Origin of the sequence: Trabulsiella guamensis ATCC 49490, assembly GCF_000734965.1 — a bacterium.
In the GTDB taxonomy this organism is placed as follows: Bacteria; Pseudomonadota; Gammaproteobacteria; order Enterobacterales; family Enterobacteriaceae; genus Trabulsiella; species Trabulsiella guamensis.
This window is the reverse complement of the sequence record NZ_JMTB01000075.1, coordinates 1-16,524: the sequence shown is the minus strand read 5'-3', so window position 1 is coordinate 16,524 and position 16,524 is coordinate 1. Positions and strand designations below refer to the sequence as shown.

General features: G+C 56.3%; 16 protein-coding genes. 10 read left to right on the top strand and 6 right to left on the bottom strand.

The features are described 5' to 3' along the window. The first annotated feature begins 134 nt into the window (after positions 1–134). From fadI to sixA, 3 genes are all read left to right on the top strand, one after another. Positions 135–1,445 (top strand): acetyl-CoA C-acyltransferase FadI, encoded by a 1,311-nt coding sequence (fadI, locus tag GTGU_RS11045; RefSeq protein WP_038156751.1) that lies wholly within the window; start codon positions 135–137, stop codon positions 1,443–1,445. Beyond that, positions 1,445–3,595 (top strand): fatty acid oxidation complex subunit alpha FadJ, encoded by a 2,151-nt coding sequence (fadJ, locus tag GTGU_RS11040; RefSeq protein ID WP_038156749.1) that lies wholly within the window; start codon positions 1,445–1,447, stop codon positions 3,593–3,595. Before fadI ends, fadJ begins: the two co-directional genes overlap by 1 nt. Positions 3,596–3,807: 212 nt before the next feature. Next, entirely contained in the window at positions 3,808–4,293 is a 486-nt protein-coding gene (gene sixA / locus GTGU_RS11035) for a phosphohistidine phosphatase SixA (RefSeq protein ID WP_038156747.1), read from the top strand. A gap of 56 nt (positions 4,294–4,349) precedes the next feature. Here the strand turns inward: sixA and smrB are convergent, their stop codons facing one another. Beyond that, a complete protein-coding gene (gene smrB / locus GTGU_RS11030; protein ID WP_038156746.1) occupies positions 4,350–4,901 on the bottom strand; it encodes an endonuclease SmrB in 552 nt (183 codons plus the stop codon). A 166-nt stretch (positions 4,902–5,067) separates the two neighbouring features. Between smrB and prmB the strand changes: the two genes are divergently transcribed. From prmB to GTGU_RS11000, 6 genes are read left to right on the top strand one after another with little or no spacing between them, the layout of a single operon-like run. Next, positions 5,068–6,000 carry a 50S ribosomal protein L3 N(5)-glutamine methyltransferase gene (gene prmB / locus GTGU_RS11025; protein ID WP_038156753.1) on the top strand — a complete coding sequence of 311 codons (933 nt, stop codon included), beginning with the start codon at positions 5,068–5,070 and terminating at the stop codon, positions 5,998–6,000. A gap of 21 nt (positions 6,001–6,021) precedes the next feature. Further along, positions 6,022–7,107 (top strand): chorismate synthase, encoded by a 1,086-nt coding sequence (aroC, locus tag GTGU_RS11020; protein WP_038156745.1) that lies wholly within the window; start codon positions 6,022–6,024, stop codon positions 7,105–7,107. A gap of 2 nt (positions 7,108–7,109) precedes the next feature. Next, the gene (gene mepA / locus GTGU_RS11015; RefSeq protein ID WP_038156743.1) at positions 7,110–7,934 is read left to right on the top strand and encodes a penicillin-insensitive murein endopeptidase; all 825 of its coding nucleotides are present in this window, start codon (positions 7,110–7,112) and stop codon (positions 7,932–7,934) included. Beyond that, positions 7,935–8,744, top strand: coding sequence for a sulfite exporter TauE/SafE family protein (locus GTGU_RS11010; RefSeq protein WP_038156740.1), 810 nt, complete (start codon positions 7,935–7,937; stop codon positions 8,742–8,744). Continuing rightward, positions 8,744–9,292: an elongation factor P hydroxylase gene (locus GTGU_RS11005; protein WP_038156737.1), complete on the top strand. Its 549-nt coding sequence runs from the start codon at positions 8,744–8,746 to the stop codon at positions 9,290–9,292. Before GTGU_RS11010 ends, GTGU_RS11005 begins: the two co-directional genes overlap by 1 nt. Positions 9,293–9,301: 9 nt before the next feature. Further along, positions 9,302–9,580 (top strand): YfcL family protein, encoded by a 279-nt coding sequence (locus GTGU_RS11000; protein ID WP_038156736.1) that lies wholly within the window; start codon positions 9,302–9,304, stop codon positions 9,578–9,580. On the opposite strand, the gene GTGU_RS10995 is transcribed toward GTGU_RS11000, so the two are convergent. From GTGU_RS10995 to GTGU_RS10980, 4 genes are read right to left on the bottom strand one after another with little or no spacing between them, the layout of a single operon-like run. Continuing rightward, on the bottom strand, positions 9,573–10,136 hold the full coding sequence (locus GTGU_RS10995) for a DJ-1 family glyoxalase III (RefSeq protein WP_038156733.1): 564 nt from the start codon (positions 10,134–10,136) through the stop codon (positions 9,573–9,575). The genes GTGU_RS11000 and GTGU_RS10995 overlap by 8 nt on opposite strands. Before the next feature lie 8 nt (positions 10,137–10,144). Continuing rightward, positions 10,145–11,335 (bottom strand): glycoside hydrolase family 88 protein, encoded by a 1,191-nt coding sequence (locus tag GTGU_RS10990; protein WP_038156731.1) that lies wholly within the window; start codon positions 11,333–11,335, stop codon positions 10,145–10,147. A gap of 13 nt (positions 11,336–11,348) precedes the next feature. Further along, the gene (locus tag GTGU_RS10985) at positions 11,349–12,626 is read right to left on the bottom strand and encodes an oligosaccharide MFS transporter (RefSeq protein ID WP_038156729.1); all 1,278 of its coding nucleotides are present in this window, start codon (positions 12,624–12,626) and stop codon (positions 11,349–11,351) included. 16 nt (positions 12,627–12,642) lie between these two features. Then, the gene (locus GTGU_RS10980) at positions 12,643–14,475 is read right to left on the bottom strand and encodes a DUF2264 domain-containing protein (protein ID WP_038156727.1); all 1,833 of its coding nucleotides are present in this window, start codon (positions 14,473–14,475) and stop codon (positions 12,643–12,645) included. A gap of 227 nt (positions 14,476–14,702) precedes the next feature. Here GTGU_RS10980 and GTGU_RS10975 point away from each other — a divergent pair, with 227 nt between their 5' ends. Continuing rightward, positions 14,703–15,548, top strand: a complete 846-nt coding sequence (locus GTGU_RS10975) for an AraC family transcriptional regulator (RefSeq protein ID WP_038156725.1) — start codon at positions 14,703–14,705, stop codon at positions 15,546–15,548. Between the two features lie 5 nt (positions 15,549–15,553). Here GTGU_RS10975 and mnmC1 read toward each other — a convergent pair. After that, positions 15,554–16,524 (bottom strand): FAD-dependent 5-carboxymethylaminomethyl-2-thiouridine(34) oxidoreductase MnmC1 (gene mnmC1 / locus GTGU_RS10970; RefSeq protein ID WP_038156724.1); only part of this gene is annotated, 971 nt, incomplete at its 5' end.

The following is a 16,524-nucleotide window of genomic DNA, read 5'->3' as shown; positions in this document are numbered from 1 at the left end:
ATTTTCTCCCCCTGTTTTCCCAATGTGTTTTAGCTCCCACTTTTTGGGTTCCCTGATTGGCTAAATGTAAAAAATTAGTTAAGTATGTTATCAGGTCAGACCACTAGCGTTTTATCGGTTAACAGGGGAGTGTTATGAGTCAGGCATTACCGCTAATCACCCGCCAGGGCGATCGCATTGCCATTGTCAGCGGGTTACGTACCCCGTTTGCCCGTCAGGCCACCGTTTTTCACGGCGTCCCGGCGATTGACCTGGGAAAAATGGTCGTGGGGGAGATGCTGGCTCGCAGCGAAATTCCACCGGATGTGATTGATCAACTGGTGTTTGGCCAGGTGGTTCAGATGCCGGAAGCACCCAACATTGCCCGCGAAATCGTGCTCGGAACCGGCATGAGTGTGCACACCGATGCCTACAGCGTCAGCCGTGCCTGCGCAACCAGTTTCCAGGCGGTGGCGAACATCGCCGAGAGCCTGATGGCGGGGACCATCCGCGCTGGCATTGCTGGTGGCGCCGACTCCTCTTCCGTATTGCCGATTGGCGTCAGCAAAAAACTGGCGCGAACCCTGGTGGATGCGAATAAAGCCCGCACACTGGGTCAGCGGCTGAAACTCTTCTCCCGCCTGCGTTTGCGCGATCTACTGCCGGTACCGCCTGCCGTAGCTGAATATTCCACCGGGTTGCGCATGGGCGACACCGCCGAGCAAATGGCAAAAACCTATGGCATCACGCGAGAGCAGCAGGATGCACTGGCGCACCGTTCGCATCAGTATGCAGCGAAGGCCTGGGTGGACGGAAAACTGGCCGATGAAGTGATGACCGCTTACGCGCCGCCGTTTCGCGATCCCATCGAACGGGACAACAATGTTCGTAACAATTCCACGCTGGCGGATTACGCGAAATTGCGCCCGGCGTTTGACCGCAAACACGGCACGGTGACGGCGGCTAACAGTACACCGCTGACCGATGGCGCGGCGGCAGTGATCCTGATGACCGAATCCCGCGCGAAAGAACTGGGGCTGACGCCGCTGGGTTATCTGCGCAGCTATGCGTTTACCGCCATCGACGTGAAGCAGGACATGCTGCTTGGCCCGGCATGGGCAACGCCGCTGGCGCTGGAGCGCGCCGGGATCACCTTAAACGACCTGACCCTGTTTGATATGCACGAAGCGTTCGCCGCACAGACACTGGCGAACCTGCAACTGCTCGGCAGCGATCGTTTTGCCCGCGAGGTGCTGGGGCGTTCCCAGGCGACCGGCGAGGTCGACGACAGCAAATTTAACGTGCTGGGTGGGTCAATCGCCTACGGACATCCGTTCGCCGCGACAGGCGCGCGCATGATCACGCAGACGCTGCATGAACTGCGTCGACGCGGCGGCGGACTGGGACTGGTTACCGCGTGTGCTGCGGGTGGTCTGGGTTCAGCGATGGTTCTGGAGGCGGAATAATGACAACAACCTCTGCATTTACGCTTGAAATTCGCCCGGACAACGTGGCAGTAATCGCCATTGATGTGCCAGGCGAAAAGATGAACACCCTGAAGGCAGAGTTCGGCGGCCAGGTGCGCGAGATCCTGCGTCAGCTGCGCGAAAACAAAGATCTGCTCGGCGTGGTGTTTATCTCAGCCAAAGAAGACAACTTTATCGCCGGGGCCGATATCAACATGATCGGCAACTGCAAAACGGCGAAAGAGGCCGAAGGGCTGTCAACCCAGGGGCAACAGGTGATGGCCGAAATCCATGCACTGCCATTCCCGGTCGTGGCGGCAATCCACGGCGCCTGCCTCGGTGGCGGACTGGAGCTGGCGCTGGCCTGTCATTCACGCATTTGTACCGACGACAGCAAAACGGTGCTGGGGCTGCCGGAAGTACAGCTCGGTTTGTTGCCGGGTTCTGGCGGCACGCAGCGCCTGCCACGCCTGATCGGCGTCAGCACTGCGCTGGAAATGATCCTTACCGGCAAACAACTGCGCCCGCGCCAGGCACTAAAAGCCGGGCTGGTAGATGATGTCGTTCCGCATTCCATCCTGCTGGATGCCGCCGTTGAACAGGTAAAAAAGGGCAAGCCGGATCATCGTCGTTTACCAGTGCGCGAGCGCGTGCTGGCCGGGCCGCTGGGCCGTGCGGTGTTGTTCCGCATCGTTGGCAAGAAGACAGAACAAAAAACGCAGGGCAACTATCCGGCGACGGAACGTATTTTACAGGTGATCGAAACCGGGTTAGCGCAGGGGAGCCGCAGCGGCTACGAAGCGGAAGCGCGTGCGTTTGGCGAACTGGCGATGACGCCACAATCCCGGGCGCTGCGCAGCATTTTCTTTGCCAGCACGGAGCTGAAAAAAGATCCCGGTACCAGCGCAGAAGCGGGGCCGTTACGCACCGCAGGCGTGCTGGGCGGCGGTCTGATGGGTGGTGGCATTGCTTTTGTCACCGCCTGTAAAGGAAAGTTGCCTGTTCGCATCAAAGACATTAATGCGAAGGGAATCAATCACGCACTGAAGTACAGCTGGGACTTGCTTGATAAAAAGGTGCGCCGCCGCCATATCAAAGCCAGTGAGCGCGACAGCCAGCTGGCGCTGATTAGCGGTACGACGGACTATCGCGGTTTTTCACAGCGTGATGTGGTGATTGAGGCGGTGTTTGAAGATTTGGCGCTGAAACAGCAGATGGTGGCAGAAGTTGAAGAGCAATGCGCGCCGCATACGGTGTTTGCGTCTAATACCTCATCACTACCGATTGGCGATATCGCTGCCGGGGCGCAGCGGCCGGAACAGGTAATTGGCCTGCATTTTTTCAGTCCGGTCGAAAAAATGCCGCTGGTGGAGGTGATCCCCCATGCCGGAACGTCGGCGCGCACCATTGCCACTACCGTACAACTGGCGAAAAAACAGGGCAAAACGCCGATCGTCGTTGCCGATAAAGCCGGTTTTTACGTGAACCGCATTCTTGCGCCGTACATTAACGAAGCGATGCGCCTGCTCATGGAAGGCCAACGCATTGAGTTCATTGATCACGCGCTGGTGAAGTATGGCTTCCCGGTCGGCCCGATCCAACTTTTGGATGAGGTGGGAATCGATACCGGCACTAAAATTATCCCGGTACTGGAGGCGGCTTATGGAGAACGTTTTAGCCCGCCTGCAAACATCATAAGTGCAATTTTGAATGACGATCGCAAAGGCAGAAAAAATAGTCGGGGTTTCTATCTTTACGCCGCAAAAGGGCGTAAAAGCAAAAAACAGCCTGATCCGGCTATCTATTCGTTAGTCGGCATAACGGCTGCACAGAGCGCCATTTCACCGCAGCAGGCGGCGGAACGTTGCGTGATGATGATGCTGAATGAAGCAGCTCGCTGCTTCGATGAAGGCGTGGTGCGCAGCGCGCGTGATGGTGACATCGGTGCGGTGTTTGGTATCGGTTTTCCTCCCTTTTTGGGTGGCCCGTTCCGTTATATGGATTCGCTGGGAGCGGGTGAAGTGGTTGCGATTCTGCAACGGCTTGCGGCGCAGTATGGCCCGCGGTTTACGCCCTGCGAACCGTTGCTACGTATGGCAGAGCAGGGGCAGACCTTTTGGCCCGTAAAGGAAACTGACGCGCTAAGTTGAGGTCTAAAAAAGGGTAATCCGTCGTCTGTAGCGTAAACCCCTGGCGAAAATGTAAACAGAGATTGACTATACTTACGCCATTAAGGTAAAACACAACGTTTCATTCGTTGGATGGATAAGGCACAATGCCCGGTCATCGGGTTGCTCTCTTGTATGACGGCGTCATGCAGTGGGTTATTCCTGGTGCTTCTGTTTAACAAAAGCGGTGCAATATGCAAGTTTTCATTATGCGTCACGGCGACGCTGCTCTCGAAGCAGCCAGTGACTCGGTTCGCCCACTTACGGTATGCGGTTGTGATGAATCCCGTCTGATGGCAACCTGGCTGAAAGGCCAAAAAGTGGATGTAGAGCGTGTACTGGTCAGTCCGTTTCTGCGTGCTGAACAAACGCTGGATATTGTGAGGGAGTGCCTGAATCTCCCCAAAGAGGTGGATGTTCTGCCAGAACTAACGCCGTGCGGCGATGTTGGACTGGTCAGCGCGTACTTACAAACGCTGGCTAACGAGGGCGTAGCGTCTGCGCTGGTTGTTTCCCACTTACCGTTAGTGGGCTACCTGGTGGCAGAACTATGCCCGGGTGAAACGCCGCCAATGTTCACGACCTCAGCCATTGCAAATGTGACCCTGGAAGCCGACGGGCGCGGGGTGTTTAACTGGCAGATGAGCCCTTGTAATCTGCGGATGGCGAAAGCTATTTAACAGCGATTTCTGAAAAACGATCAAGCGGGTAAGCCATGTGCTACCCGCTTTTTGTTTCAGGGTAATTCCGGCGGTTGCCACTCTTCGACTTCAATCAGCACCAGCAGCGCGGCATCGCCGCCGTACTCTTTTGGCGCCTGATGAAAAGCCATCACATGCGGGTGTTGTGCCAGCCACAGCGGAGTTTGCTGTTTAAGGATATGTTTACCGTGGCCGTGCATCACGCAGGCACAAAACACATGTTCCCGACGACAAGCGGCGATCAGCGCCCCTAGCTCCTGTTTCGCCTGCAACTGCGTTAATCCGTGCAGATCAAGAAACAGTTCGGGCGAGTAATCCCCCCGACGCAGCTTTTTCAGCTCAAAATGGCTGACGTCGTCACGCACATATTTTACTGCGCCTTCGGTGTTCAGAAGTGGCTGAAACTCATCCGAAAAATAGTGGCTGGCATCCGCCTGTTCCTGAAGTAAGCGCTTCACCGGCACGTCGCTGATTTTCTTACGCTGCGGGCGGTGAACGATGGTGTCCTGTTTAATCTGGCGCGTTCCGACCATCAGTTGCCGGAACAGCGCCTTATCCTCCACGCTGAGCGAGGGTTTCTTTTTCATTAGTGACTCTCATCTTTTCTTTCAGGTAGTTTACCCGACTCGGTACGCCTCGGGCAGGAAAAACGTGTTTTTTCCTGGTTTGAGATAAGCAAGAGTGCTGATTTCTCGGCGTCTTCGTGGCAAACTAGCCGCCGAAAATAACGCGATGCGTGCCCTGGAGGAAAGCGTGGATAAAATTTTTGTTGATGAAGCAGTAAATGAGCTGCAAACCATTCAGGACATGCTGCGCTGGTCCGTCAGCCGCTTTAGCGCCGCCAATATCTGGTACGGTCACGGTACCGATAACCCGTGGGATGAGGCCGTCCAGCTGGTGCTGCCGTCGCTCTATTTGCCGCTTGATATCCCGGAAGATATGCGTACCGCGCGCCTGACCTCCAGCGAAAAACACCGCATCGTTGAGCGGGTGATCCGCCGCGTCAACGAACGTATTCCGGTGGCCTATCTCACCAATAAAGCCTGGTTCTGCGGCCACGAATTTTATGTCGATGAGCGCGTGCTGGTGCCGCGTTCACCGATTGGCGAACTGATTAACAACCACTTCAGCGGCCTGATTCAGCATCAGCCGCAGCACATTCTTGATATGTGCACCGGTAGTGGCTGCATCGCGATTGCCTGCGCGTATGCTTTCCCGGAAGCGGAAGTGGACGCCGTTGATATCTCCCTGGACGCACTGCAGGTGGCCGAACAGAACATCGACGATCATGATCTGATTCACCATGTCACGCCGATTCGCTCGGATCTTTTCCGTGATCTACCAAAAACGCAGTACGATCTTATCGTTACCAACCCGCCGTACGTCGACGCTGAAGATATGTCCGATCTGCCTGGCGAATATCGCCATGAGCCGGAACTCGGGCTGGCGTCCGGCACTGACGGGCTGAAACTGACCCGCCGGATCCTCGGCAATGCGCCGGATTATCTCACTGATGATGGCATTCTGATTTGTGAAGTCGGTAACAGCATGGTACATCTGATAGCGCAATACCCGGACGTCCCGTTCACCTGGCTTGAGTTTGAAAACGGCGGTGACGGCGTCTTTATGCTGACCAAAGCACAACTGGTCGCTGCACGCGAACACTTCAGCCTCTATAAAGATTAATAACGATAATTCGGAGCCGTAATGGCAGGAAACACAATTGGACAACTCTTCCGTGTGACCACGTTCGGTGAGTCACACGGTCTGGCGCTCGGTTGCATCGTGGACGGCGTGCCGCCAGGCATTCCGCTGACCGAGGCCGACCTGCAACACGATCTTGACCGCCGTCGCCCTGGCACGTCCCGCTACACCACGCAGCGCCGCGAGCCGGACCAGGTAAAAATTCTCTCCGGCGTGTTTGAAGGGGTCACCACCGGCACCAGCATTGGTCTGCTGATTGAAAACACCGATCAGCGCTCGCAGGATTACGGGGCTATCAAAGACCTGTTCCGCCCGGGGCACGCTGATTACACTTATGAACAAAAATACGGTCTGCGCGATTATCGCGGAGGCGGGCGTTCCTCTGCCCGCGAAACCGCCATGCGCGTAGCGGCAGGTGCTATCGCCAAAAAGTTTCTCGCTGAAAAATTCGGCATTGTGATTCGTGGCTGTCTGACGCAGATGGGCGACATTTCACTGGCGATCAAAGACTGGTCGCAGGTTGAGCAGAACCCGTTCTTCTGCCCGGATCCGGACAAACTTGACGCTCTCGACGAACTGATGCGTGGGCTGAAAAAAGAGGGCGATTCCATCGGCGCGAAAGTGACTGTGGTCGCTGATGGCGTACCGCCAGGACTCGGTGAACCGGTGTTCGATCGCCTGGATGCGGATATCGCTCACGCGCTGATGAGCATCAACGCGGTCAAAGGTGTCGAAATTGGCGACGGGTTTGGTGTGGTGAATCTGCGCGGTAGCGAAAACCGCGACGAGATCACCAAAGCCGGATTCCAGAGCAACCATGCAGGCGGTATTCTGGGCGGTATCAGCAGCGGTCAGCAGATTGTGGCGAATATCGCGCTGAAACCCACCTCCAGCATTACCGTGCCGGGCCGGACGATAAATCGCCAGGGTGATGAAGTTGAAATGATCACCAAAGGGCGTCACGATCCCTGTGTCGGGATACGTGCGGTGCCAATCGCCGAAGCCATGCTGGCGATTGTGTTGATGGATCACTTTATGCGTCAGCGTGCGCAAAACGCGGACGTGACGACCTCGATTCCTCGCTGGTAAACATGAAAAACATCGTTGTAGCGTTGCTGGCATTGCTGGCAACCACGTCCGCCCTGGCGGCAACGCCATGGCAGAAAATCACTCAGCCGATCAGCGGCAGCGCGCAGTCGATCGGCGCGTTCTCCAATGGTTGCATCGTTGGCGCCGAAGCGCTGCCGTTGCAGTCGGATAACTATCAGGTGATGCGCACTGCACAGCTGCGCTACTTCGGTCATCCCGATCTGGTCCTCTTTATTCAACGCCTCAGCAATCAGGTGTATCACCTGGGGCTTGGCACGGTGCTGGTCGGCGATATGGGCATGCCAGCGGGCGGGCGCTTTAATGGTGGTCACGCCAGCCACCAGAGTGGACTTGATGTCGACATCTTCCTGCAGTTGCCGAAAACGCGCTGGACAGCTTCGCAGCTGATGAGGCCGCAGGCGCTGGATCTGGTTGCCGCGGACGGCAAGCACGTGGTGTCGTCGCTGTGGAAACCGGAAATCAGCAGTCTTATTAAACTCGCGGCGAAAGACAACGACGTCACGCGAATTTTCGTCAATGCGGCGATTAAACAGCAGCTTTGCCTTGATGCCGGTACCGATCGCGACTGGCTGCGAAAAGTTCGCCCGTGGTTCCAGCATCGCGCGCATATGCATGTGCGGTTGCGTTGCCCGGCGAACAGCCTCGAGTGTGAAGATCAAACGCCGCCACCGCCGGGAGATGGCTGTGGCGCAGAGCTGCAAAGCTGGTTTGAACCCCCAAAACCGGGAACAACTAAACCTGTGAAGAAGACGCCGCCTCCGCTGCCGCCTTCCTGTCAGGCATTACTGGACGAACATGTACTCTAAATGGAAAATTTCGTAGAGATATTTATGGTGTCACCGCTCGTGCTGGTGACGCTTTTTTTTATTGCCCTGGTGGCAGGGTTTATCGATTCACTGGCGGGCGGTGGCGGTCTGTTGACCATCCCGGCGCTGATGGCGGCAGGAATGTCACCGGCACAGGCGCTGGCGACCAACAAATTGCAGGCCTGCGGCGGCTCCATCTCCGCGTCGTTCTATTTTGTTCGCCGTAAAGTGGTGAATCTTGCGGATCAAAAGCTCAATATCCTGATGACGTTCATCGGCTCAACCAGCGGTGCGCTGCTGGTACAGCATGTACAATCAGAGATACTGCGGCAAATTCTGCCGTTGCTGGTGATTGGCATCGGTCTCTATTTTTTGCTGATGCCGAAGCTCGGCGAAAATGACCGGCAGCGTCGGCTGCACGGTCTGCCGTTTGCGCTGGTGGCTGGCGGTTGTGTTGGTTTCTACGACGGCTTTTTCGGCCCCGCGGCGGGTTCTTTTTATGCACTGGCGTTTGTGACGCTGGCCGGGTTCAACCTTGCTAAATCGACCGCCCATGCCAAAGTGCTGAACGCCACGTCTAATATTGGCGGTTTGCTGCTGTTTATGCTTGGCGGCAAAGTCATCTGGGCTACCGGTTTTGTGATGATGGCCGGGCAGTTTCTTGGCGCGCGCATGGGCTCGCGACTGGTGCTGAGCAAAGGGCAGTCGCTGATCCGCCCGATGATCGTGGTGGTGTCTGCCGTGATGAGCGCCAAACTTCTTTATGACAGTCACGGAGCCGAAATCCTCCAGTGGCTGGGGATCAACTAATGGAACAGCAACACCATTATCAACAGCTGATCGACATTTTTGATCGCTGTTTTGCCGATGATTTTAATACCCGTCTGATTAAAGGCGACGACGAACCGATCTATCTTCCTGCTGATAACGACGTGCCGTACAACCGAATCGTCTTCGCCCACGGCTTTTATGCCAGCGCGCTGCATGAGATTTCGCACTGGTGCATTGCGGGTGAAGCGCGGCGCAAACTGGTGGACTTTGGCTACTGGTACTGCCCGGACGGGCGTGATGCCGCCACGCAAAGCCAGTTTGAAGATGTTGAGGTGAAGCCGCAGGCGTTTGACTGGCTGTTTTGCGTAGCGGCGGGTTTCCCGTTTAACGTCAGTTGCGACAACCTGGAAGGCGACGTTGAACCTGATCGCATCGTGTTTCAGCGACGGGTACATGCTCAGGTGATGACGTATCTTGCAGAAGGGATCCCGGCGCGTCCGGCACGTTTCATCAGAGCTTTACAGAATTATTACCAGACGCCGGAAATAACGGCGGAACACTTCCCGTGGCCGGAAGATTTAAACTGAGGAAAGAAGATGATCGCAGAATTTGAAACCCGTATCCTGGCGCTGATTGATGACATGGTTGAGCACGCCAGCGATGACGAACTGTTCGCCAGTGGCTATCTGCGTGGCCACCTGACACTGGCGGTGGCAGAGCTGGAGGCCGGGGATGATCACTCCCCGGAAGCCGTTTATCAGAAAGTGACCCACAGCCTTGAGAGGGCGATTCATGCAGGCGAACTGTCACCGCGCGATCAGGCGCTGGTGCTCGGCATGTGGGACACCCTGTATCAGCAGGCGAAGTTTAAATAATCCACGGGTAATAAATATGCCCGGCGTGTTCACGTGCGGGCATCTCATCTCCTTCCAGACGCGCCGCCAGTGTCAGTGCAAAATCAAATACCCGCCCCAGACCTCTGCCGCTCAGCAGATTGCCATCCTCCACCACGTCGGCATCGACATAGACGCCGTCGGTGACCTGCTGCCACAAATCCCCGGAACAGGTATAGCGGCGACCCTTCAGCAAGCCGTTTGCCGCCAGCACACGCGCCGCCGCCGAGCAGATCGGGCAAATCCGCTTACCGAGTTCATCGTGACGGCGAACAAAGGCCACCACGTTGTCGCTATTGCCTAAAAACACGCTGCCCTGCGGACCGCCAGGCAGCACCACCGCATCGTAGGTCTTGTCAAAACAGGCCAGCAGGGTGTCATCCGCCATCACCGGAATGGTGTGATAGCTGATGACGTCGCGGGTGTCACCACAGGAGAGCGTCTCAACCTGAATATTCAGACGACGCAGAATATCAATGGTGACGATGGCTTCGCCTTCTTCGAAGCCAGGCGCCAGCAAAACAGCAACGGTTTTCATGTTGTTCCTTACCAGTAAAGTGACCAGACCTGGCGGACGCGGATCAGCGCCTCCAGATAGAAATAATCTCCCCAGCTACAACACTCATCGACACCTTTGCCGCTCGCCATGTGATACACCGAATGTTTCAGCAGCCCTTCGCACGGTTCATCGTCGCGGCTGAGATAATGATCGGTCAGCGAAGCGATAATACGCAGCGCCATCTCTTCATAATGGGCGCGATGCTTATCCAGCACCGGCAGGACGTTAACCAGCTCCAGCAACCCGCAGGCCGCAATGGCTGCCGCTGAGCTGTCGCGCACGGCATCGGTACCGAGTAACGCCAGATCCCAGTGACAGACGTCATCGTCCGGCAGACGGTTGAGGAAATAGTGCGCCAGGCTGCGGGAAAGGTCGACCATATGTTTATCGCCGGTGTGCAGGTAGCTCAGCAGGAAACCGTAGATACCCCACGCCTGACCGCGCGACCAGCAGGAGGTGTCGCTGTAACCCTGATGGGTATTGCCAAAGCGCGGCGCGCCGGTCGTCACGTCCATGTAAAACGTGTGCCAGGTGGAAGCATCCGGGCGGACGATATAATTCGCAGCCTGATTCACATGCGCTGTTGCCGCATCGGCATAGCGTGGGTCGCCGGTCTGCTCGCTGGCCCAGTACAGCAGCGGCAGGTTCATATTGCAGTCGATGATCATTCGCCCCTGTTGCTCAGGATCGGCTAAATCGCCCCACGCCTGAATGATTCTGGCAACCGGGTTGAAGCGTTCCATCAGCGTGTCGGCGGCCTGTAGTGCGGCACGGCGGGCGGTTTCGTTACCGGTGAGTCGCCAGGCGCTGACACAGGAAAGTGAATAGAGAAAGCCGAGATCGTGCGTTGCGGTATCAATACGTTTTTCGATGCGTTCCACGAAAGAGGGCAGATAGCGCTCCGCCGCCTGACGGTATTTTTCCTCACCACTCAGCTCCCAGGCCAGCCACAGCTGTCCGGGCCAGAAGCTGGTGGTCCACTCGACATTTTCCGTGCGCGGCCAGACGCCATTTTCGCAGGCTTCACCCGGGAAGCGGTCGCCAAAGGCCACGATGTTCTTATCAAGCTGGCGCAGGACATGTTGCAACGCTGTCTCCAGACGCGCCTTTAACGCGAGGCGATCGACAGCGTGCAGTTCAACGGGGCGCAGCGGCTCGGTAACGACAGAACGGGTCATAATTTCTCCTGAATTAGTGTTTCGACGGCTCGGCGGGAACAGCATCCAGCACAGGCGTAAACGGGGTGGCGGCGTCACGCACCGAGCGGCAGCGTGACAGAGTAAAGGCGGAAATCAGCGTAAACAGCAGGGCGCAACTGCCCATCAGCAGATAAGTGTGCTCAAAACCGATGCGGTCATACAGATAACCGGCGGGCGGCGCGACGACGATCGAACCGACATAAATCATCGCCTGGTAGCCCAGCAGATACATGGTGGCATTCACTTTCTTGTGAAAATGCTCGGCAATGTATTTAAAGACTGAGATCAGCAGCAGGGAGATTTCCACACCGTACAGCGGTTTGATGATCGAAATGACGACAGGGTCGGTCGTGAGCCCTGAGGCGATCAGTCGCGCGCCAACAACCATGCCGCAGAACAGCAAGCCTTTTTTGGCACCGTACTGATTCACCAGCCACGGGATAAACATCATCATGATGAATTCCGTGCCCGACTGGACGGTGCTCAGATAACCATACCAGGCATTGCCTTGTTCTTTGGTAGTGAAAAATGACACGAAGTAGCGAGGGAACTGCTGCTCGGCGATAAACATCATCCATGCGACGCCCGCCACATAGAGGCTGAACATCCAGAACTTGCGGTTTTGCAGCAGCAGAATGACGTCTTTAAAAACGATCTTACTGTCAGAAATCACGTTATTGCTGTGCAACTGCGCATCGCCGATTTTCAGATTGATCAGTACCAGCAACATCAGCACGGAGGTGCCGCTACTGAGAAGAAAATTCGCCATCGGCGTAAAGTTAAACAGGATGCCGGACACCGACGCTGCCATCGCCCATCCCAGCGAGCCCCACATACGAATGCGGCCAAACTCCAGGTTGTACAAGCGGCTGAAACGATCGGCGTAGGATTCAGACGCCGCGACCCCGGCGTACCAGCCAAGACTCAGATAGAGCGCGCCGATGACGATACCGAGGGTGGTGTGGCTGAGTAACAATGGCTGATAGACGAAAACAAAAAACGGCGCCATTAGCGCTGACACCGCACAGACAAAATAGAGCAGCCATTTGCTCATACCGATTTTGTCCATGATGTAGCCGTAGATGGGCTTGAGGATCACCGCGAAAACGCCGTTGATGGCGAAGACGCTGCCGATAGTGATGCTGTCGAGCCCTACCTTCTGGCTGAGCCATAGCGCATAAAGCCCGAAGCTTGAAGACCAGGTAAAGAAAAAGAGAAAGATAAACGTGCTCATTTTGAGCTGTGCACGGCGTGTGGTGGTCGTGTTCATGCTTTCATCCTCAACATCACGGCAGTACGGTTAATGTGACCGCCGTGTCGCCTGCGGCAGTGCAGATGCTGACAATCCGGTCATTGATGGATACCTGCGGTAGCGACGCGCGGTTAAAATCGGCGCGATCACCGGCCCACACGGCGCTTATCAGCAGGTGTTTTCCTGCCGGTAACGCGCCTCGCAGCAGTGGAACGGCAGCGCGGTCCGCAAACAGCAGGTTGCTGTTGGGCGGCGTCAGAACCACTTCACCCTGACGTGGTCGGGGGCTAAGGCAAAAAATGGCTGACCTGTCTGTTTCGCCCGTCAGTTGGCTTTGTCCGGTGGCGCAGTGTTGTACCGGCAGGGGGCGGTTGCACAGGCTGAAGCCGCCCTCCGCGCTGTCGAGGCTGCGGGCGGTGTGGATCTGATGAAGACGAATCTGCCAGTCGCCGGACGCCACCAGCCAACTGTCGACCGTCACGTCATGCCAGGGCAGCCAGCGGCTGTAAATCTGGTTACCACTCACCACCACGTCCTGACATTCGCGGCGGCCGCGCCAGTAGTTGTCATGTTCGCTTAACAGCAGCATTGAATCCGGGGACGCATGCGGCAGCCCGAAGCGCCCGCGCTCAATGGTAAAAGCAAAGCGGGTGGAGTAGGCGAATTTGCAGTATTTCGCCTCAGTGTTGACGAAGTTGTTCAGCTCCAGCTGGCCGGAGGTCAGCATCCATAAGTGGTGATGCTGATGCACGAGGATCTGCGCCGCATGGGGAATTGTGTGCGGCGTGCCGCGCTCCGGTAGCGGCAGTTCTTCCGCCTGCCAGAACGCGCTGTCTTCGCCCAGTGCCAGCACCAGCGCGGTTTTCAGTCCCCAGTAGGGCGAGCCGGGCGCGTTGTAATCTTCCGCCATGATCAGGTTCGGATAGCTGTAACCGACGCTGAGAATGCCATCGCGATCATACGGTTGCTGTTGCAGCCACCAGCGCAGGTGACGCAGGACAATCCCTTTGAGGACGCCTGGTGAAAAGACATCAAGCTCAGCCCAGGCCGCCGCGCTCCAGAACGCCGCCTGTGCGAAGCGGTAGGTGAGGCTGCGACCAAACGCAATGGCGGCGCCATCGTCAGCAAAGAAATGGATGAAATCACTGGCGAAGACGGTCGCCCGCTGGCGCAACGTCGCACAGCGTTCAGGATCCACGTCCGCCATCAGCGTGGCGTAAAGTAATCCGTAGAAATGAAACCCCATCGAAATGTAGTAATCGCGCGGGCGTCCCGGCCCGTCGCTGTACCAGCCATCGCCGAGCCAGTAATGTTCCATCGCCGCGAAATGGCGTTCAATGGCATCTCTGTTGACCGGCATGCCGCATTGCTGAAAACCGACCTGCACCAGAATGGGGAAAAAATGCCAGTTATTATCAGGAATAACGGCGGTTTCACTTCGCTTCAGCCACTGCCAGAGCTGTGTTTTTTCCTGTTCGCTAAAATGCGGAAGTAGCGTGTTATGTGCCAGCGCCAGCAGCAGCCCGTACACCGCCATTTCCACGACGCGCTGGTCGTAATCTCCGATCTCTCCCCAGTAATCGGCATGGGTGGGGTTGGTGCCATCTTTAATCGCCTGAACGTAAAATGAAAACTGCGCAGGCTCCTGACCGCCCGCCAGCAATGGCGTGACACCCCACAATAAACGTGAGAAGGCTTCCATGCTGGCGACCGACTGACCGTAGTGCGTCGTAAAATTCGCCAGATCAACGCGGCTGGCATCCTTTTTAAAAAAAGGATTAACCGCATCAAGTACTTCGTGGACCCATTTTACAAGGTCGCTTCGCTGTAGTAATGGATTCGTCAGGGTAATATTTTCAGGTTGCACGATGTCCTCCCGTCAGACACGAGATTTATTTAACGTGTTGTTATTCAATGTTTCTTATCACCCGGAGTGACTGCGGGACAAAGCGTAGTCGTTTTTAATGTCATCGCTGAGTGAGCAGCTTCACAAAATTGAACCGCTATTTCATTTTGGCTGGATTTTTACTGAAGAGAGAGCAATAAATTACAAACCGTAGCCCAAAAATTTAATTTTATTGTCATGGTGGTGGAATGACCGAAATGCAGCAACTGGAGAGGATCACCCTGGCGCAGCAGGCGATATCGTTTAACCGCATGCAGGGATCCAGTGCCCGATATTATCACTGGCACCAGTGCGTCGAGTTTCTCTATATTTCCCGTGGCTACGGTATTGTGGTGGTGGATAATCAGCATTACACCGCGCGTCCGGGCAGGCTGTTTCTCTTTCCTCCATTTCGGCTGCACAAAGTGCATGTTGACGACAGCGAACGTAACCAGTATTTCCGCACCACCATGCATATCGATCAGTCGGCAGTAGAAAGCACGCTGCAGCATTTCCCGCGTTTTCAGACACAGTTTTCTCTCGCCACCGCCAGTCACGCGCTGGCGCAGGCGTGGGATCTCAGCGAATATGCCGCGTTTATGGAAACCATTCTCGCGCGTTTTGAGGCGCTGAATACGTCACGGCAGTATCCGGCAGAAGAGGTGGCTTTTCTGATGATGCAGATAATGGCCCTGTTACCCGCGCAACCGGTAATGATGAAGCCCCAGCAGCAAACGGCGGCGGCGCGCATAATGCAATGGGTGGAAAGCCATTATGGCGGGAAATTTTCGCTGGACGCGCTGGCGCGGGATATCGGCTACTCACGCAGCTACACTTCACGCATCTTCCGTCAGCAGACCGGGGGCAGCATTCATGAATACCTGATGACCCGACGGCTAAAGCGCAGCTGTGATTTGCTGCGCTCGACCTGTATGAGCATTGATGCGATTGCTGAAGAGGTGGGGTTTTCCGAAGTGACCTACTTTATCACCTGCTTTAAAAAGATGATCCGCCAGACACCGTTGCAGTACCGCAAGCGGGTGTCAGGCGGCTGAACAATTTACTTCACCGCTTTGCCTTTCAGCAGTTTACGCACCCACAGTCGGTTCGGATTGAGCGCGGCAAGTGTCTCGCCATCAAGTGGAATGGGTTCATTACTCATCTGCGCCGCCAGAATTTCGGCGGCCAGCGGTGCGGAACAAAGCCCGCGCGAGCCGAGTGCGCCTAGCATAAACAGGTTCGGATACACCGGTGCGTTAGTGGTTGTGGCTTTGTTTTCCGCCAGATCTACATACTGCGCCAGTGTGGCGGCGTAATCCGGTACGTTGCCGACCATCGGCAGGTGATCGCGGGTGGCGCAGCGGACGCCGCATCGGGCGTCGTTGCCGCTCACATCCACCTCCTGCGCCCAGTCAGCCTGCGGCAGACAGTCAATGAGCCGCTGGCGGTTGTGCTGTTGATCGTCCTCACTGAACATTATTTCCGCGCGACCACGATGGTAACTGGCGCCTATACAATGGTGCTGATTACTGGGGTTCTGCGGCGTCAGATAACCGTCGTAGCATAATACCTGGCGCAACCGGGAGAGCGCGGCGGTGGTTGGAATATGGCTCACCTGACCGCCAACCGGATACACCGGTAATTGCGCCGTCTGGCTGAAGTGGTTTATGTTGTGACCGTTCGCCAGCACAACGGCAGAATGGCTTTGGGCTTCACCCTGTGCAAACCGGAGCAGCCAGCCGTTTTCCGTCTGCGCCAGCGTTTCCAGAGATTGGTTCCACACCGTTTTCAGACCTCGTTCCCCGGCAAGCGTAATAACTGCGGCGGTAAGCTGCGCCGGACATAGCCAGCCACCGAGTGGATACTGCACGCCGCCGCACTGCAGCTCAACGCCGGTCGTTTCCGTCGCCGCCTGCGCAGAAACTGCGGTGGCAATCGCATCAGGCAGACCGAGCGCCAGCATCTGTTCAATCTTTTGCTGGCTTTTTTCATCCCAACCCAGTTGTGTGACCCCGCACCAGTCGTGATCAA